This is a genomic window from Undibacterium sp. Ji22W (assembly GCF_049340305.1).
Classification (GTDB): Bacteria; Pseudomonadota; Gammaproteobacteria; order Burkholderiales; family Burkholderiaceae_D; genus Undibacterium.
Window position 1 is genome coordinate 1,045,301 of sequence record NZ_JBMPOU010000002.1, and the last position, 18,916, is coordinate 1,064,216.

Consider the following 18,916-nt stretch of genomic DNA (forward strand, 5'->3'; position numbering starts at 1 on the left):
AAAGACTTATCCACAGACTTTTGTAGTGTTTTTATATTCTGTTTTTATTTTTATTTTCTTTCTAAAACAAATAAGGAGCCATACAGGGCGCATCGATCTTTGCTTTGTAATTCTTTATTACGCAGCGAATTCGTTTGCCAACTCGCGTATTCAGATTGAAAGACGATTTGGGGTAAGGGCAGTTGTGTACCCAGGCTGCGTATTAATACCTTCGCTCCAGGTGCAGCGCAGCGATTAATCTGTTGCCATAGGTTCTGTATGTCTTCTGAGCCTAAATAGTCGAGATGATCTTGTAGGACAAATGCATCAACTGATTGAGGGCTTTGTTGTTGCAGGAAATCGATCAAGCGATTTTGATGTGGATAAATTCGGTGTGCGTATTGGCGCAATTGTGGAAAAACATCTCTTTGCAAATATAGAGGCAAGCTTTGTTGTTGTTGGATTTTGTAAGTTGTTCCTATCACTTGCTGTGCGAAATGGTTTTCAGTAATGTTGAAATCACAAAGTAAGCGTCGTAATCTTTGTATTAAGAGCTGCGACAATTCAGCTTGATTGGCTTGTTGTTTTGTATTTTTAAGTTTATTGATTTGATTTGGATTAAAGCCCAGTTGATTCAATATGAAACGACGACGCATCAGGAATAGAAAACCTTTGTTTTGCAGTGCGGGCAAAATATCTTGTTCAAAGAGGTAGTTTTGTTGTGCTAAATCACTTGCTTGCCGCAATCGATCAAAGCGTGCACCTAATTGGATTAAGAGAAATCGTAAGGCACGTAAACTGGTGTTGTAGTAACCATGTTCTTGTAAATTTTTACTGAAGGCATAGTAGCGTGGGCGTCCAAGCAGATTACGTTTTTGCCAGTAATGACTAGCTGAATCAGATAAATTGGCGCGCAAGTGACGTTGATAACGCTTTAGATTGTCGCTTTGATGTGGCTGTGCCAAGAATTTGAGGACGGCATCGTAATCAGGTAAATGAATTAAGGCCTTGGCTTTGATTTCTAGTAGAGCCAATTGCGCAGAGTTTTCATCGATACAATGAATCGCGGCTGGTTTGCTACTGAGATAGGCCAAGGCATGACAGGCACCAGCAGCGATGGTGACAATATTCGCAGTAGGTTTGAGGTCGAGCGCCAGCAAATCAATATGACTATCAGCCCAAGTTTGGGATTGAATCAGCGTATTTTTTTTCTTGGAACTGGAAAAAAATTGTCGCGCTAAAAAGGCATCTAAGTAGGATGTCTTGAATGCGTTAAGATTAGTTTTGCTATGGAAGAAAGCTTTAGCATTCATGAAGAGCACCTGAGAGTTTGCTGAAAATAGGACTACTCTAGGCTGATCAAGTGACAGGTTTATGACAACAATTGTTAACCCTTGGGTGCTGTTTATTTCTATGTCTTTTTATAGTTGTCCGCAAGTTACAGGAAGTGGTGGTGGCGATAGTTCTAATTTTTCTCCCGCTTTAGGATGCCGTACACAATAGGTGCCATACGGCGTCTTAACTTTACTGACTGGCCGGCCATCATAGGCAAATTTCTTTTCAATAATGACGCCTTCTCTCGGGATTTGGGCAGCATCAGACATCGCATTAGAAAATTTTTTCATGTTTTCATTCAAGCTCTTTTGTTCTGGCCGAAAGTTCTTTTCTTGTCTTACGAAATCGTCTTTCAAACTCATACTTAAGTCTCGGATATCTTTTTGTAAGGGCGCCACCGGAGAGTTTATCTCGGGCGCAGAATAGTTCGTACTTGTTTGATGTGCACTAGTAATTGCTGCTGAGGTACGAGGTTTTTCTATATTTGTAGCTTTAACAGGGGACCGTGATAAGGCTTTTTTTACTGGCTGTGCTGAACTGACTATTGCAACAGAGCTGATTTTTGGGATAGCGATGAACAGTAATATTTTGTCGGTATTGCGCACGTTGTCGAAAGTTGATTTTGTGCTTTGCCACACCACGATCAGGGCACTATGGGCGAGCAGAATGATAAATAGAGTAAGGAGTCGGTCAAAGCGATTTATTTGCATAGAATTTTGAATATTGTGAAATTTATCGCTGACGTATTTATTAAAGTAGTTCTTGAGCTGTTTGCTTATTTATTGCGTTTGAATTTGAAACTCAGTGTGAAGTTTTGTATAGATACATCAAATCGTTAGAAGGCGGAGCAATTTATTTTAAGTGTGTATTAGAGTGATTTATTGTCATAAAGTTCTAAAAAATAATTTACTTAAATCATTCTTTCAAAATTACCAGATACTTTTTAGAAGAAATTAAGAAGAATAGTTGTTATTTTTGCGCGTGACTAAGACTTTGTATTTACTTATCTTTTTGCTTAATCAATGTTGGAACTGCCGCTTGAAACTGTAGTCTTAGTTTGCGGGCAATTTCAGGGTTTTCTATCCTTGTTAGATTAGCAGGCTTGAGCGATACTGCGTTCTTCTTTACCCCTGTAATTCTCTTTCGGTGACCGTCTATCAATGATTTAGCATCGATGTCCTAGAATACACAAAACTATTAAAAAGAAAGGCAATACGGAGATGGATTTTAGTAACCCTACCAGCATCACCTTCATTATTTACATATTAGCGATGTTAGGCATAGGCTTTGCCGCCTGGCGTTTTACGAATAATTTATCGGATTACATTTTAGGTGGTCGTAGCCTTGGTGCTTTTGTCACGGCGATGAGTGCGGGTGCATCGGATATGAGTGGTTGGCTACTGATGGGCTTACCGGGTGCTTTATATTTTTCTGGTGTTTCAGAAAGTTGGATTGCGATCGGTTTGACATTGGGCGCCTGGTTTAACTGGCATTTGGTGGCAGGACGTCTGCGTGTGTATACCGAATTGACGAATAATGCGCTAACTTTGCCAGATTATTTTACCCATCGATTTGAAGATACCAGCAAGTTATTGCGGGTAATTTCTGCAATCGTGATCTTGGTGTTTTTTACGATTTACTGTGCTTCTGGCATGGTGGCGGGTGCACGCTTGTTTCAGGAAACATTTGGTATGAGCTATAACGTGTCTTTGTGGGCGGGTGCAGCTGCAACGATTATTTATGTATTTATCGGTGGCTTCTTGGCGGTGAGCTGGACTGATACGGTGCAAGCGACTTTAATGATTTTTGCTTTATTGTTAGCACCAGTCATGGTGATTATGCACGTTGGTGGTTTTAGTGAAGCGATTACGGTGATTCAGAATATCAATCCTAAGTACACCGATTTATTCAGCGGTACTTCTTTCATTGGGATAATTTCTTTATTGGCGTGGGGCTTGGGTTATATGGGGCAGCCACATATTCTGGCGCGTTTCATGGCAGCGGAAAACTTTGGCACGATCAAAAAGGCGCGTCGTATCGGCATGACTTGGATGATTTTGTGTCTGCTTGGTGCGATTTCTGTGGGTTTCTTTGGTATCGCGTATTTCGCGATGCACCCAGATCAAGCCGGTGCTGTGACAGCGAATAAAGAAACAGTCTTCATTTCTTTATCGCAAATTTTATTTAATCCATGGATCGCCGGTATTTTATTATCCGCAATTTTAGCTGCGGTAATGAGTACTTTGTCCTGTCAGTTGTTAGTGTGTTCTTCGGCGTTGACAGAAGATTTTTATAAACCGTTTTTCCGTCCAAATGCCTCGCAGACTGAACTAGTCTGGTTTGGTCGCATGATGGTGTTACTGGTGGCTGTGATTGCGATTTCGATCGCGGCCAATCCAAGTAGTAGTGTGCTAGGTTTGGTCAGCAACGCTTGGGCAGGTTTTGGTGCCGCATTTGGACCAGTGGTCTTGCTTTCCCTAGTCTGGCCTGCTATGAACCGCAATGGTGCCTTGGCAGGCATGTTTGTGGGTGCTTTGACGGTGTTGGTGTGGGGTGAATTCAAATGGTTTGGTTTGTATGAACTGGTGCCAGGTTTCTTCCTTGGTTGCTTAGCAGTATGGATAGGCAGCAAATTTGGTGCACCTGCTTCAGAAAAGATGAAAGCGGCATTTGCGACTATGCGTGCGCAAACGCATTCATGATTATCTGATCGTCAATAGTAAACAGAAAATGGCGGGAAAGTGAAAACTTTCCCGCCATTTTTTTTGCGTCTACCAGAGCTAATTTTGTGGTAATTTTTCTGCGACGGATTTCAGATTCTTTAACCCATCTTCAAAATCAGGTCCCACCATTTTGTCCATGAAGGGCGCGAATAATTTCATCATGAAGTTTCCTTCGCTGCTACCGACCATAGACCAAGTGACTTTGGTCGATCCGCCTTCGGGCTCTAAGGTCAGTGCGCCACTCGATGGTTTCCCCATACCCTCGAAACTCAATTCATAATTGATGACTTGATTTGGTGCGACGCGGGTAAATTTCATACCACCATTACCCTGGCTTTTACTCTTCCAATCCCAGCTGGCACCCATACCAGTTTCAGGTCCGGCAAATAACATTTCCATTTGCGGATCACGTTGGTTCCAGACCGACCATTTCTTCCATTCTTTAGGGGCGGCAATTAAGGGGTAAATTTTATCGGGACTGGTATTGATATGAATACTGCGCATCACACCGTAGTGATTGGGCATCAGGTAGGCCAATCCTATTATTACGACGATGAAGAAAAGCAGGCCGATCAGAATACGTTTTAAGATGCGCATAATTACTCCAGAGTGTGTGTTTTTGATTATCTTTTCATTGTGCATGGCTAGCTTGGGTTAAAGCAAGCGGGTGACAGCGTTTTTCCAGATTTGCAGACGATAGTCGGCTTGGGTACGGCTAATTTGTGGTAAAAAGCGCTGTTGTTCTTGCCACAATGCACTGCATTCTTCGGGGGTACTATAGACCCCAGTCTGTAATCCCGCCAGATACGCCGCACCTAAAGCGGTGGTTTCCAACACCCGAGGGCGTACCACTGGAATGCCTAACAGATCGGCTTGAAATTGTAATAGTGTGGTGTTGGTTGCAGCACCGCCATCAACCCGCAATTCAAGAATGGGTGTCGGGCTGTCTTTTTGCATTGCCATCAGTAGTTCAGCGGTCTGAAAAGCAATCGCTTCTATCGCAGCGCGGGCGATGTGGGCGCTGCTGCTGCCGCGATGTAATCCTAGAATCGCTCCTCGTGCATTGGCATCCCAATAGGGCGCACCCAGGCCGGTAAATGCAGGTACAAAAATGACGCCGTCGCTGTCGGGAACGCTACTCGCCAGTGCATCGATGTCGCCTGCACTTGGCGCTAGGTGTAAGTAGTCGCGTAACCATTGCACTACGGCGCCACCGATAAAGACACTACCCTCTAAAGCATATTGCGGATGTTGATCAATTTGGCAGGCCGCGGTGCTGATTAAGCCATGTTGTGAATAACTACAAAAAACACCCGTTTGTAATAGGGCGAAACAGCCAGTGCCGTAAGTGTTTTTCGCCATCCCTGAGGAGAAACAGGCTTGCCCGAATAAGGCTGCTTGTTGATCACCGGCGATTCCCGCAATCGGAATCGCGCTACCAAATAGATGGCAGTCACCAAAATGATAACTAGAAGGATAAACCTCAGGTAACAGGCTGCGTGGAATATCAAATAAGCTGAGTAATTCTTCATCCCATGCGCGCGTATGAATATTCCACAGCATCGTTCGCGAGGCATTCGTCACGTCCGTGACATGTAATTGTTGGCCACTGAGCTGGAATGCCAACCAAGTATCGACGGTGCCGAAGGCTAATTCACCGCGCATTGCTTGTGCTCGCGCTTCTGGAACATGTTGCAAAATCCACGCAATTTTGCTGGCAGAGAAATACGGATCGAGGATTAAACCGGTTTTTTCTTGGATTAATTTGGCGTAGCCTTGTTCGCGCAAATTTTCACATTCTCGTGCAGTGCGACGGTCTTGCCAAACGATGGCAGGGCCCAGGGGGAGTCCGGTTTTACGATTCCAGAGTATCGTGGTTTCACGCTGATTGGTGATGCCGATCGCCGAGATTTGTTGTGCCTTGAGGCCACTTTGCTGTAGGACTTGAAGTATGGTGGCGCGCTGGCTATGCCAAATTTCCATCGCATCATGTTCAACCCAACCCGCTTGCGGGAAAAGTTGCGTGAATTCCTGTTGCGCTGTACTAATGAGATTGCCGTGCTGATCGAAAATGATCGATCGTGAACTGGAAGTGCCTTGATCAAGTGCAAGTAGGTAAGCCATGTGTATCTCCGCTGACCAGGTTATTGGAGCACTGCAAATAAATTACGCGTTAATTGGAGGATGGGTTTGGGGCGATTATTTCAGTATTCCATACTTCTTCACCAAGCAAATCGATTTGTGTCAGATACAAGCGGCAATCGAGTTCGTATTGGTGATAATTTGCTTCCATGTAAGTGCAAAGTTGATAGAAGGCTTTGTCGTGTTCTTTTTCTTTTAGATGAGCGAGTTCATGAACCGTAATCATTTTCAGAAATTCTTCTGGCACTGATTTAAACAGACTAGCTATACGAATTTCATTTTTGGTTTTGAGTTTACTGCCCTGTACTCGTGAGACATAAGTGTGTGTGCCAAGCGCATTTTTGATCACATGCAATTTATTGTCGTAGACGACTTTACTGATCTGATCGCCATTTCTTAAGGTCGCATTTTTCAAGTCTTGCACATATTGATAGAGCGCTTTGTCGGTGCGTATTTTGTGTACCTGTGGATACTTGTTGCGCAAATGGACGGCGAGTTGGTTTTGCGCGAGTAGCTGCCTCACCTGGGCTTGTAAATGCGCAGGGTAGGCAGTCAGGTAAGTCAGTTTTTGTGATGCTATATCCACAGGATTTTTGCTTAGTTTGTTGTGCTTATTTCGCGTTAACTTTTACCTTTAATAATTCAACGTCAAACACCAGATCAGAATTGGCAGGAATTAAACCATTCCCTACTTCACGCGCACCATACGCGAGTGCGGCAGGAATAATCAAAGTACGCTTGCCACCAATTTTCATGCCCTGTACACCCAGATCCCAACCGCGAATCACCTCACCGCCATTGACTGTAAAACTGAAAGCTTCGCGCTTGCGTGAGCTGTCAAATTCTTTACCTTTTTGGCCCTTGGCTTTCGGATCACGTAACCAGCCGGTGTAATGTACGGTGACTGTGTTACCGCTTTTCGCTTCGTCTCCTTTACCAATTTTACTGTCGATTTTTTCGACTTCTGGCATATTGATGACATCAAGTAATTCGATATCGAAGATCAAATCAGCGTCTGGTGGTATCACGCCACGACCTGCACCGCGGGGACCATAGGCCAGTGTTGATGGAATCTGTAGAGTGCGTTTGCCGCCTACTTTCATACCTTGTACGCCTTGTTCCCAGCCGCGAATCACGCGCCCTTCTCCTAAGTTGAAGCTGAAAGGGCCACGACCGACCGAGCTATCAAAGGCTTTACCATGTTGGTTCTCGCCTTGTGGATCACGCAACCAACCGGTGTAATGCACGACAACGGTTTTCCCTACGACAGCTTCGGTACCCGTACCGACGACGCTATCGATTTTTTCTAGAGTGGCGAACGGCGGCACTGTCGCTACAGTTGCAGGTGTACTAGCGGCACTGGCCGCGACTTCTTGCGCAGGTTTTTGATCTTGTGCGGATACCTGATTGACGCAGAAATGGCTAGCGAGTGCGAGGCTGATAAACAGAGCTAATTTCATGAAGTGAATTCCTGGTTGGATTAGTTGAATTAAAGTGCGTTTTTTATACTTAGTTTCAAACTTAGTTGCGTTTCAATTTGGCTTCAAACGCGATGTCAAGTTTGCTGGCTTTGCGTGGAGCCTCTTTTTTCACGTTATTGACGAAGCGGACAAAGTCATCGATTTCTAGCGGCTCGCAGAGTTTTTCCTGCGTGTCCGGATCATGTCCCAGCACCAGATAAAAGTGGCTACTGGCGGTTGTCACCATAGAGTAAGGGGCATTCGCGCTGCGTTGTTGCAATCGTAGTACCGCATTACTGGCTTTGGTTGAACGTGCCATAAAAACCTTTATAAGAAAACTGCTGAGGAAAATCGTCTATAACGCCCATATCGTCTATCTGATACTGGTAGCGCGATGCTGCAACATGATAATCTAGTCGCTGGCTCAGGAGAATAGCAAAATCGCAGAAGGTTTAATATGTCTATGGCTTTACATTACATCCCTCATTTCATCAATGGTAGCGTGACTACAGAAAAAAGCGCTCGTACGCAAGTCGTCTTTAATCCTGCAACTGGAACAGAAATCGCGCAAGTAGGCTTAGCTGATCCACATCAGGTGCAGCAGGCGGTGGCTGCTGCCAAGGCAGCTTGGCCCGTGTGGTCAGAAACCGCGCCGCTGCGACGGGCGCGTGTGATGTTCAAGTTCAAAGAATTACTGGAACAGAATCACGTTAAATTGGCAGGCATCATTACGCGTGAGCACGGCAAAATTTTGTCGGATGCGATGGGTGAAGTCACGCGCGGCATTGAAGTGGTGGAGTTTGCCTGCGGCTTACCGCAGCTGTTGAAGACCCAGTTTTCCGATAATATCGGTGGCGGTATTGATAATTGGAATATCCGGCAATCATTGGGTGTCACCGTAGGGATTACGCCCTTTAATTTTCCTTTCATGGTGCCAATGTGGATGGCGCCGTTGGCGATTGCTTGTGGCAATACTTTTATTTTGAAACCCTCAGAACGTGATCCTTCGGCGTCTTTGCTGATCGCAGAATTATTCCAACAAGCAGGATTGCCGGATGGCGTTTTCAATGTGGTGCAAGGCGATAAATTTGCAGTCGACGCCTTGTTAGCGCATCCCGATGTGGCAGCGATTTCCTTTGTCGGTTCGACGCCGATTGCAGAATACATTCATAGTGAAGGCAGCCGTCATGGTAAGCGGGTGCAAGCTTTGGGTGGCGCGAAAAATCATTTAGTCGTGATGCCGGATGCAAACCTAGAACAGGCGGTAGATGCCTTAATGGGCGCTGCTTACGGTTCGGCGGGTGAGCGCTGCATGGCAATTTCGGTGGCAGTCGCCGTGGGTGATATCGCGGATGAATTAGTCGCCAAGTTGGCACCACGCGTACGTGCTTTGAAGGTCGGTGATGGGATGGCGGCGGAGGTCGAAATGGGACCGGTAATCAGCGCCGCGCATCGCTCTAGAATCGAGACCTTGATTGCCAGTGGTGTTGAGCAGGGTGCAAAGTTAGTGGTGGATGGACGCGGCTTACAGGTAAGCGGACAAGAGCAAGGCTACTTTATCGGTGGCTCTTTGTTTGATCATGTACAAGAAGGAATGCGGATTCATAGTGAAGAAATTTTCGGACCTGTGTTGTGCGTCGTGCGGGCGTCAGATTTTAGTGCGGCACTCGATTTGATCAATCGCCACGAGTTTGGCAACGGCGTCTCTTTGTTCACGGCCGATGGCAATACGGCGCGAGAATTTTCACGCCGGGTGGAAGTTGGCATGGTGGGTATTAATGTACCGATTCCAGTACCGATGGCATGGCACTCATTTGGCGGTTGGAAGCGTTCTTTGTTTGGGGATATGCATGCCTATGGCGAAGAAGGAATTCGCTTCTATACACGCTATAAATCGATTATGCAGCGTTGGCCAGACAGTATTGCGAAGGGCGCTGAATTTACGATGCCGGTGGCGAAGTAAATTGCTAGTTTCATTGCATTGATCGGAAAATGTAGAGCGGTTTTCTTCGTCCATTTTCCGATTGCTTACATCGCGTGCTTATTCCGGTTAACAGGCTTGATGTTTGCCAGGTTCCACACCGATTAAGCGGGTGATTTTCAAATAATTCTGGATCCGCATTTGCTGCTGTTGATAGCCGATATTCGTTGGTGGCTTACTACATTCTAAATCGCCATTAATACTGCGCACGGTTTCACCGAAGCCTAAGTTTTGCTTGATGGCGACATGGCTTGGTAGTGGGCCTGATCCCTTAATTTCCATCCAATACCAGAGCGCAGTTTTCCAAGCGACCGTGGCATCTCGTGATACTAGATCCGGATCATTCAAGAGATCTAAGCCTAGTGCTTTTCCTGCTAAGGCGTAATTAAAATTCCAGCTGAGTTGAATTGGGCCACGACCAAAGTATTGCTTACCCTTGGCACAAGGCACGTCTTGCTTATCGTTGCAATAGTGATCGTGGGTGCTGGTATCGACTTCGGTGATGGCGCGTAATTCGTGCGACTCATGCATGATGTTGGCGAGAAAGGCAGCGACTTCACGTTGGTTGTCAGCAGTACTTCCAAAGTTGCCAAACTCAGGGTAGGTTTTGATCGCAGCGAGTAAGCCTGCGTAGGTATAAAACGGAATCCGTTGGGGAAATAGCTGTTCGAATTGTGCTTCGCTAATCATGTAAGCTTTGCCGCTTGAATGACTTGCGGCGCGTAATTCAGGTGCTGTTCCACAGGCACTAAGTGCCAGTGCCAGGCAGCTTGCACCGATATGGGGAAGAATTTTCATCAAAGCTCTCGGAAAGATTCGCGGTAAATTTGCGGTGACTAATAGGAGTTTGCAGCTTAAACAAAGTTGCGATTGAATGCAAAGAAGTGGTATTGAATTTTAAAAGGAAACGGTAAAAAAAATGGCGAACCGAAGTTCGCCATTTTTATAAGCAAGAGCTAATCAAATTAGAACTTGATCGTCGCACCTACACTGAAATAACGACCGACTGCATCGTAGTATTGTGGGAAGGTGTTACCGCTGTTAGTACCAGTTGAACCAATTGTAGAACCTACGATCGGAGGCAACTTGTTCGCAGCGTTGTTGATGCTGATGTTCAAGCGGATATGTTTGTTGAAGTTCCATACTGCGCTCAAATCAAAGTAGTCATAGGCTTTGATTGATGCATACGCTGGCAAGAAGTTCGTACCACCTGGTTCCTCGATCACACCGCTAACATGACGCCAGTTGTAGCCGAATACGAATTCACCAAACGTCCATGCTGTACGTTGAGTAAATTTGTTTTTGTATGTTGGGCCACCGCAAGCAACAGAGTAGTAACCTAGGCAATCACGATCCACAGATGCTGGAGTTGGTTGTGCATGATATGACGTTGTTTTGTTCATATCGAAGCCCAAATCCAAACGGCCATATTTCGCATCGACGCCCAAATTCGCTAATGGCACTTGGTATTTCACGCTCAAGTCGAAACCTGCTGTGCTTTGTGTACCAAGGTTAGACAAGGTTGTGACCACACCTTTAGAGTCTGTACCATTGAAACTACCATTGGCTGTACTACGGAAGACCAGCGCGCAGGAAGCATTCAAAGTTAAGCCTGGGTTGAACTTGCTTGAGTAGCAGCCATCCAGTACGTCAGTGGTTGTTGGAGAGGAAATCGCCTTAGTAATATCGATCTTGTAGTAATCGAGGCTGACCAATAATTTTGGCAATGGCTCGAGTACGAAACCGATAGTTTTGGTTTTTGCTTCTTCAGGTCCGAGGTTAGGGTTACCACCGCTTTGGCGATTAATCTGTCCAGCAGATGGTTTATCCAAAGAACCGATAACGCTGCTTGGTACACCAGTCAAACGGCATAAGTTAGATAAGGTGCCAGCAGTGTTTGCTTCGCCAGCATTGATCAGATTCAATTGGCATGGATCCGTTGCAAGATTGCTCAAGCCAGTTGTTTGTGGCGCAAACAATTCGTTGACGTTAGGTGCGCGTGTCGCCAGTTGCACCATACCGCGGAAACGTAAGGATTTCACTGGTTCCCACTCGCCACCATATTTGTAGCTGCCATAGTCTTGTGATTTCTTCGCTGTTTCGAAGTTCGTTTGACGGTAACCAATCTCTGCATTCAAAGTACGGATAAATGGCAAATCTTTGATCAAAGGAATCGCTGCTTCAACTGCGTATTCTTTCAGCTTGAACGTACCAGTACGATCAGGCGTTGGCGCACCTGTACCGAGTACTTCGCCTTGCAATTGCGATGCCGCATCAGACTTGGTGTAAGCCGTCAATTTACGTTGTTCGCCACTCACAGAAACACTAATTGGCTGCTTTGCCCATGGGCTTTGGATGTTGCCCAAATCGCCGGATGTGGATACTGCAGCAACGTCTTGCTCTACACCTTGCATCAAGATCGCACTTTGGTTAATAAAAGCGACTTGCTCAGGTGTGATAGAGCCAGCAGCGCCCCACACGTTCAAAGGTACGCAACCGTTTGATGTATCGACGCACTTGCCTGTTGCTACAGAGTTCAGAGCTTGTTTAACTTTCGCCAAAGAACCCCAGTTTTTACGGATCTGTGTTTGGTCTGCAGTTCCACGGCTCCAATACGCATCGTAGTTCCAAGAGCCAGCAATTTCACCTTTTGTACCTAACGTATATTGCAATGTTTTGTTATCGAAATCATTGAAACGAGGACCCATTTCTGTGATGCGACGGCCAATTGTTAACGGTACGATAGTCGTGTTACCAACTACGCAGTCTGCCGCTGCGATACCACGGCGTTGGCATAATTGGTCACGTGTCGCAGCCGGGATAAACGGATTGCCGATAGGCACGTTGAAGGTATTGTTGAATGTACCTGACTCAGCCAAAGTAGAGGCTACTTTGCTCGCAGTGTAGAACATCTCACCATACACTTCAAAATTGTCATTGATCTTGTAGTTAGCTAAAGATGTCGCTTGTGAGCGATCTAGGCCAGTGACGTAGTAATTCAATGGATTGAAGTTATACAGATTAACTGGCTGTACTAATTTACCAGTTGCTGGATCAATTTGCCATGTGCCTGACAAGGCATCAGTTCCGCCCGTACCCTTTGTGGTGGACATCGCGGCTGGTATTGTTGTGCCAGAGCCGTCTGGCGCACCAGATACAGAGTTTAAGGCGCTTAAGCCATAGCTACGAGTACCTTGCGTTAATGGATCAGATTTAGTACGACCTAAGCTTAATACGACATTGCCGCGGCCTTCGTCTAGTGTCGCACCCATCGTGACATCCGTACGATAGCGCTTTGCGTCAGCTTTGCTGGTACCGCCGTAAGAAGTATTGACTTCAAAACCTTGGAAATTCTTTTTCAGATTAAAGTTGGCAACACCAGAAACAGCGTCGGCACCATAGACCACAGATGCACCGCCAGTGACCAAGTCAACGCGGCTTAATAGGGCGATAGGGATAGAGTTAGTATCGACTGTACCACCGAGGTCATAAGGAACCAGACGGCGACCATTGACCAATACCAAGGTACGGTTTGAGCCCAAGCCACGCAAATCAATTGTTGCTGCACCGCCGGTACCGTTATTCGTGCCAGGGCCGATTGCTGGAACTGCGGCTGGCAAGCCTTTAAAAAATTCTTCTACAGCTACTGGCTGAGAAGATTTGATTTCTTCAGCAGTAATCGAGCCAATAGGGCTGTTGGAAGTTGCGCCAGGTGAAGTAATGCGTGTACCAGTAACGACGACCGATTCAACTTTCTTTTCTTGTGCCATTGCTGGCAAAGCCATGACGCCCATACTTGCCACGACACTACCTGTAAACATCAAGCGCATTGAGCGTGATAGAACTTTCTCAATCATTTAGTACTCCTTTGTTGGAAATAATGGTTTTTATAAAAGTACACCATTGTGGCTAGCTTTTAGAGTTACAAATCCCTCAGGAATCTTCATCCTTTGTATGCACGTTTTTTTTAATTGCGTGTCTGACTTGTCAACTATTGGGGAATAATTGATACAGATGACATCAAAGCATTTTCCCCAAGACAATGTCAATGAAAGTTCTTTTACTGTCAGAGAGATACAACGAAAATTTCTCATTCAAAATCAAGTTCGTTGTATTTGATGTTGTCTTGTGGAAATGTACTTGATTTTCTGCGACTTTCGTGAAAGGACTTGTTATCCTTCATTTTTGCTTATTAATTGGATGAGATGTGGCGGATTACTTAATCTTGGGGATGGCAGCTTTTTGTGCGGGTTTTGTCGATGCGGTGGTCGGTGGTGGTGGATTGATTCAGCTGCCAGCTTTGTTCTCGGTGTTCTCTACCACGGCACCGGCAAGCTTGTTGGGAACCAGTAAATTTGCGGGTATCTGGGGAACCTCGGTGGCAGCGGTGAATTATGTTAAAGCCGTGCGTCTGCAATGGCATATTATTATCCCTGCTGGAGTAATGGCTTTTATTTTGTCGTTTGCCGGTGCAATGACAGTGACGCATATACCTCCGACTTATTTACGTAAAGCATTACCGTTTATCTTGGTGGCAATTGCGATTTATACCTTTTGGAAAAAGGATCTCGGCGCACAATCTAAGCGACTTCATTCCGGACGTAAAGAATTGATCTTGGCTGTATTGGTTGGTGGGGTGGTCGGATTTTATGATGGATTTTTTGGGCCTGGTACTGGAAGCTTCTTTATTTTCATTTTCGTGCGTGTTTTCGGCTATGATTTTCTACGGGCGTCTGCCTCTGCTAAAGTGTTGAACGTTGCTTGTAATGCTGCGGCATTGATTTGGTTTGGCTATAGTGGTCATGTCATGTGGATATTGGGCAGCGCCATGGCTGTGTGTGGTGTATTGGGGTCGATTGCAGGAAGCAAGATGGCGATAAAGTATGGCAGTACCTTTGTCCGGTCTTTGTTCCTTTTGGTGGTTAGCTTATTGGTAGTGAAAACTTCTTATGATGCATTTTTGAAGTAGGTTTGTTTCACGTGAAACAAAAATTCTAAAAAATGTTTGGGGGTAATTGTGAGTCAATCTCGAGTTAGTGATACAGATAAAAAGATTCGCCGCACGGAAAAGGGTGAGGCGGAGATTAAGCAGCGTAGTCTTGGGTTGCCCAAGCTTGCGCAAGTGATTTTGCTGTCGATTGACGGCGAAACAACCTACGCGGAATTGCTCAGGGAGTTCGCGGATGAAAGTGTCGCTGAAGTTGAGCTTTCTGTTGATGAGTTATTGGTGAAGGATTTAATTGTCGAGGACGTCACCGTCGCTGAAGAATATACTCCTTTGTTGATTGATAATTCTGACTTGATGTCAGCGCATATTGAAAGTTTCGATTCTGATGAGTTTTTTTCGTCTTCCTTAGATCCTTTGCATAGTGGATCAGGGTTGGTTGTCGATACGGGCACTAATACTATGCGCTCGGTTAACCTAAAAAAGAAGAAACAGCAAAGCGTCTATGACGTAGATATTCCGTTGTCCCTTGAATTGGATACTAATCTGAAGTTGAAGAAGGAAATGCGTAAGAGTAAGTTGGTGCAAGTATTTCCTGTGCCAGAAAAAACCAAGAAGCGCAGGCGGTCCAAGCGCCCTAAGGCCCCCCCGATAAATAAGTGGACTATGCGGATTTACATAGGATTGACAGGGCTAGGCTTATTGTTGGTGCTGATTGCCTTAGTCGTGAAAATGTAAAACTGTTTCACGTGAAACAGTTTTACTGAATTTTTAGTCTTTTTGGGATGTGATTAAGGTTTTGCGACGCAAAAAGCAACTATAATCGTGCCTCGTATTAGTTTTACTCTATCGTCACCAAGCAATTCCTCCTTGAGCTATCCACATGTTTTATCCAAATGAATTCGATGTCATCGTCGTTGGCGGCGGTCATGCCGGTACAGAAGCCGCTTTGGCTTCCGCACGCATGGGCCAAAAAACGCTATTGTTGACCCATAATATTGAGACCTTAGGTCAGATGTCTTGCAATCCATCAATCGGTGGAATTGGTAAAGGACATCTGGTGAAAGAAGTCGATGCCATGGGTGGTGCGATGGCGATTGCGACTGATGAGGCGGGCATACAATTTCGTATTTTGAATTCATCTAAGGGGCCTGCAGTGCGGGCAACCCGTGCTCAGGCTGACCGTATTTTGTACAAGCAGGCGATCCGTAGCCGCCTAGAGAACCAAGAAAACCTGTGGATATTCCAGCAAGCCGTGGATGATTTGTTGGTTGAAGGCGATAGAGTCGTTGGTGCGGTGACCCAAGTTGGTCTGAAATTTAAGGCGCGTGCGGTGGTGTTGACAGCAGGAACTTTCCTTGATGGGAAGATTCATGTTGGCCTTAATAGCTACTCAGCAGGTCGTGCCGGTGATCCGCCTGCGATCTCTTTGTCTAGTCGCTTGAAAGAATTAGCGCTGCCGCAAGGGCGTTTGAAGACTGGTACGCCACCGCGTATCGATGGTCGCAGCATCGATTTTTCCCAAATGGAAGAGCAGCCGGGCGATCTCGATTCTCTTCCTGTGTTCTCGGTCATGGGCAATGTTGCAATGCATCCGCGTCAAGTGCCATGCTGGATTACGCATACCAATGCTAAAACCCATGACATTATCCGTGCGGGATTAGACCGTAGTCCTATGTACACGGGTGTAATTGAAGGGGTTGGGCCGCGTTATTGTCCATCAATAGAAGACAAGATTCATCGTTTCTCGGGCAAGGATTCGCACCAGATTTTCTTGGAGCCAGAAGGCTTGACCACGAATGAATTCTATCCAAATGGCATCTCTACCAGTCTGCCATTTGACGTGCAATTAGAGTTGGTACGCTCCATGCGTGGTATGGAAAACGCCTATATTCTGCGTCCTGGCTATGCGATTGAATACGATTATTTTGATCCGCGTGGTTTGAAAACTTCGCTGGAAACACGCTCTATCCAAGGTTTATTCTTTGCTGGGCAGATCAATGGTACAACCGGATACGAAGAAGCCGCGGCGCAAGGTATGCTGGCAGGCCTAAATGCCGCCTTACAAACCCAGGGCAGAGAAGCCTGGGTGCCGCGTCGCGATGAAGCTTATCTGGGTGTGTTGGTGGATGATCTGGTGACGAAAGGCGTGCAAGAACCTTACCGCATGTTCACTAGTCGTGCCGAATTCCGTCTGAGTTTGCGCGAAGATAATGCCGACATGCGTCTGACGGAAATCGGTCGCAAGCTTGGTTGTGTGAGCGATAAGCAATGGCAAATGTTCGAAGAAAAGCGTGAAGCAGTTTCACGTGAAATGGAAAGATTGAAATCAACTTGGGTCAATCCACGCATTGTTGATGATGCCGAAGCCGAGCGTGTCGTCGGTAAAGCATTGGAGCGCGAATATTCATTGGCTGATTTATTGCGTCGTCCGCAAGTGACTTACGATCACTTAATGACGCTCAAAGGCAAAGAAGGGCAGTCCTTAGCGGGCGAAAATATTGTCGATCCAGCGGTCAAAGAACAGATAGAAATTCAAATCAAATATTCCGGCTATATCGGACGTCAGGCCAAAGAGGTCGAACGTCAGGCGCACTATGAGAATTTGAAAATGCCAAGCGACTTTGATTATCTGGAAGTAAATGGCTTATCAATTGAAGTGAAGCAAAAACTGAATGCACAAAAACCAGAAACTTTAGGACAGTGTGGTCGCATCTCTGGCGTGACGCCTGCGGCTTTGTCCTTGTTGCTGGTGCATTTAAAAAAACGTGGCTTTAAAGGTTTTGCCAATGCAGCACCTGCCAATGATGAAGATCTGAATGTCAAAGTGGTGGGTGAATAGTTTATGAGTCGTTTTGATAAAGAAGCTCTGGGAAATGAGCTGCGGGACGGTATTGCCTCCTTAGGTTTACCATTGAATGAAGATCAAGTCGAAAAGATGCTGGCTTACTTGGCTTTATTGGTCAAGTGGAATTCGGTCTATAACTTGACTTCCATCCGCGATCCGCATGATATGGTCAAACAACATTTGCTCGACTCTTTGTCGGCGGTGCATGCTTTTACCCAAGCGAAGAATATTCTTGATGTCGGTTCTGGCGGTGGTTTGCCAGGCATCGTCTTGGCGATTGTTTTTCCAACGGCTTCAGTGACGATGATTGATATCGTCAATAAGAAGACCGCGTTCCTGACACAAGTGAAAGCTGAGCTCAAACTCAAAAACGTCACGGTACATACCGGGCGTGTTGAGCTTCTAAAAGTTGAACATCAATTCGACGTCATTACGTCGCGTGCATTTTCCGAACTCAATAACTTCATCAACTGGTCACATCATTTGCTGGCCGAAAATGGTCGTTTCCTTGCGATGAAGGGTGTGTCGCCAACGCAAGAAATTGAGCGTCTGCCGGATGGTTGGGAAGTGGAAAGTATTGAACCTTTGCAAGTGCCAGGTCTAGATGTTGAAAGACATCTGGTGCATGTGAAGAAACTCGCTTCAGCAAATTAAGTTACACGTGAAACAGCAGTTCCGGGATTTTCTTTTAACCGCAATTATTCTAAAAAGTGTCTATGGCTAAAATTTTTTGCGTTGCCAATCAAAAGGGTGGTGTAGGAAAAACTACTACAACTGTCAACTTGGCGGCAGGTCTGGCGAAGCTTGATCAGCGTGTCTTACTTGTCGATTTGGATCCACAAGGAAATGCCACGATGGGCGCTGGCGTTAATAAAGCCAAGCTGGAGTTGTCTGTTTATCAAGTATTGCTGGGAATGGCAGATGTGAAATCGGCCGTGGTCAGATCAGAATCTGGTAAATTTGATATCCTTCCAGCCAACCGCGAATTGGCTGGTGCCGAAGTCGAAATGGTCGAACTCGAAAATCGAGACAAGCGTCTACGCTCAGCCTTACACCAAGTGGGCGCTGACTACGACTTCATTTTGATCGATTGTCCACCTGCTCTATCGATGTTGACGCTGAATGGTTTATGCGCAGCGAATGGCGTGATTATTCCTATGCAGTGTGAATACTATGCTCTGGAAGGCTTGTCGGATTTGGCGAATACGATCAAGAAAGTCTCCGCTAACCTGAATCCTGATTTGAAAATCGTGGGGTTGTTACGCGTGATGTTTGATCCACGCATGACCTTGTCGCAACAAGTCTCCGACCAGCTGGAACAACATTTTGGCGACAAAGTATTTAAGACTGTGATCCCGCGTAATGTGCGATTAGCCGAAGCGCCATCCTACGGTATCCCGGGCGTGGTGTTTGACCCCTCCTCTAAAGGTGCGCAAGCCTACATAGCCTTCGGCGCGGAGATGGTGGAAAGAATTAAGTTATTGGATAAAAAGTAAGATGACT

General features: G+C 45.9%; 16 protein-coding genes. 7 read left to right on the top strand and 9 right to left on the bottom strand.

Translation table 11 applies throughout. The annotated features are described in order from the left end of the window. Positions 1 to 50: 50 nt before the first annotated feature. Together ACO0KW_RS11225 and ACO0KW_RS11230 are read right to left on the bottom strand one after the other, a co-directional pair. Positions 51 to 1,292 (bottom strand): DUF3419 family protein, encoded by a 1,242-nt coding sequence (locus ACO0KW_RS11225; RefSeq protein WP_423053165.1) that lies wholly within the window; start codon positions 1,290 to 1,292, stop codon positions 51 to 53. 108 nt (positions 1,293 to 1,400) lie between these two features. Then, positions 1,401 to 2,024, bottom strand: coding sequence for a hypothetical protein (locus tag ACO0KW_RS11230; protein ID WP_423053166.1), 624 nt, complete (start codon positions 2,022 to 2,024; stop codon positions 1,401 to 1,403). A 510-nt stretch (positions 2,025 to 2,534) separates the two neighbouring features. Between ACO0KW_RS11230 and putP the strand changes: the two genes are divergently transcribed. Continuing rightward, positions 2,535 to 4,016 carry a sodium/proline symporter PutP gene (putP, locus tag ACO0KW_RS11235; protein ID WP_423053167.1) on the top strand — a complete coding sequence of 494 codons (1,482 nt, stop codon included), beginning with the start codon at positions 2,535 to 2,537 and terminating at the stop codon, positions 4,014 to 4,016. A 78-nt stretch (positions 4,017 to 4,094) separates the two neighbouring features. Here putP and ACO0KW_RS11240 read toward each other — a convergent pair whose 3' ends face one another. From ACO0KW_RS11240 to ACO0KW_RS11260, 5 genes are all read right to left on the bottom strand, one after another. Next, on the bottom strand, positions 4,095 to 4,634 hold the full coding sequence (locus tag ACO0KW_RS11240) for an SRPBCC family protein (RefSeq protein WP_423053168.1): 540 nt from the start codon (positions 4,632 to 4,634) through the stop codon (positions 4,095 to 4,097). A 57-nt stretch (positions 4,635 to 4,691) separates the two neighbouring features. Then, complete coding sequence (gene glpK, locus ACO0KW_RS11245) at positions 4,692 to 6,161, bottom strand: glycerol kinase GlpK (protein WP_423053169.1); 1,470 nt, start codon at positions 6,159 to 6,161, stop codon at positions 4,692 to 4,694. Between the two features lie 49 nt (positions 6,162 to 6,210). Further along, positions 6,211 to 6,765, bottom strand: coding sequence for a YgjP-like metallopeptidase domain-containing protein (locus ACO0KW_RS11250; protein ID WP_423053170.1), 555 nt, complete (start codon positions 6,763 to 6,765; stop codon positions 6,211 to 6,213). A gap of 25 nt (positions 6,766 to 6,790) precedes the next feature. Next, the gene (locus ACO0KW_RS11255; RefSeq protein WP_423053171.1) at positions 6,791 to 7,639 is read right to left on the bottom strand and encodes an FKBP-type peptidyl-prolyl cis-trans isomerase; all 849 of its coding nucleotides are present in this window, start codon (positions 7,637 to 7,639) and stop codon (positions 6,791 to 6,793) included. Between the two features lie 61 nt (positions 7,640 to 7,700). After that, positions 7,701 to 7,958, bottom strand: coding sequence for a hypothetical protein (locus ACO0KW_RS11260; RefSeq protein WP_423053172.1), 258 nt, complete (start codon positions 7,956 to 7,958; stop codon positions 7,701 to 7,703). Between the two features lie 144 nt (positions 7,959 to 8,102). Here ACO0KW_RS11260 and ACO0KW_RS11265 point away from each other — a divergent pair, with 144 nt between their 5' ends. Continuing rightward, positions 8,103 to 9,602, top strand: a complete 1,500-nt coding sequence (locus ACO0KW_RS11265) for a CoA-acylating methylmalonate-semialdehyde dehydrogenase (protein ID WP_423053467.1) — start codon at positions 8,103 to 8,105, stop codon at positions 9,600 to 9,602. An 87-nt stretch (positions 9,603 to 9,689) separates the two neighbouring features. On the opposite strand, the gene ACO0KW_RS11270 is transcribed toward ACO0KW_RS11265, so the two are convergent. Both ACO0KW_RS11270 and ACO0KW_RS11275 read right to left on the bottom strand, forming a co-directional pair. Beyond that, positions 9,690 to 10,418, bottom strand: coding sequence for a chitinase (locus tag ACO0KW_RS11270; RefSeq protein WP_423053173.1), 729 nt, complete (start codon positions 10,416 to 10,418; stop codon positions 9,690 to 9,692). Positions 10,419 to 10,585: 167 nt separating this feature from the next. Continuing rightward, entirely contained in the window at positions 10,586 to 13,477 is a 2,892-nt protein-coding gene (locus ACO0KW_RS11275) for a TonB-dependent receptor domain-containing protein (protein WP_423053174.1), read from the bottom strand. A 350-nt stretch (positions 13,478 to 13,827) separates the two neighbouring features. Between ACO0KW_RS11275 and ACO0KW_RS11280 the strand changes: the two genes are divergently transcribed. The 5 genes from ACO0KW_RS11280 to ACO0KW_RS11300 all read left to right on the top strand — a co-directional run bounded on the left by ACO0KW_RS11280 (position 13,828) and on the right by ACO0KW_RS11300 (position 18,909). Further along, a complete protein-coding gene (locus tag ACO0KW_RS11280; RefSeq protein ID WP_423053175.1) occupies positions 13,828 to 14,589 on the top strand; it encodes a TSUP family transporter in 762 nt (253 codons plus the stop codon). A gap of 48 nt (positions 14,590 to 14,637) precedes the next feature. Then, entirely contained in the window at positions 14,638 to 15,303 is a 666-nt protein-coding gene (locus ACO0KW_RS11285; RefSeq protein ID WP_423053176.1) for a hypothetical protein, read from the top strand. A gap of 145 nt (positions 15,304 to 15,448) precedes the next feature. After that, on the top strand, positions 15,449 to 17,407 hold the full coding sequence (gene mnmG / locus ACO0KW_RS11290) for a tRNA uridine-5-carboxymethylaminomethyl(34) synthesis enzyme MnmG (RefSeq protein ID WP_423053177.1): 1,959 nt from the start codon (positions 15,449 to 15,451) through the stop codon (positions 17,405 to 17,407). A 3-nt stretch (positions 17,408 to 17,410) separates the two neighbouring features. Next, positions 17,411 to 18,067, top strand: a complete 657-nt coding sequence (rsmG, locus tag ACO0KW_RS11295) for a 16S rRNA (guanine(527)-N(7))-methyltransferase RsmG (RefSeq protein WP_423053178.1) — start codon at positions 17,411 to 17,413, stop codon at positions 18,065 to 18,067. A gap of 62 nt (positions 18,068 to 18,129) precedes the next feature. Beyond that, a complete protein-coding gene (locus ACO0KW_RS11300; RefSeq protein ID WP_423053179.1) occupies positions 18,130 to 18,909 on the top strand; it encodes a ParA family protein in 780 nt (259 codons plus the stop codon). The last annotated feature ends 7 nt before the right edge of the window (positions 18,910 to 18,916 follow it).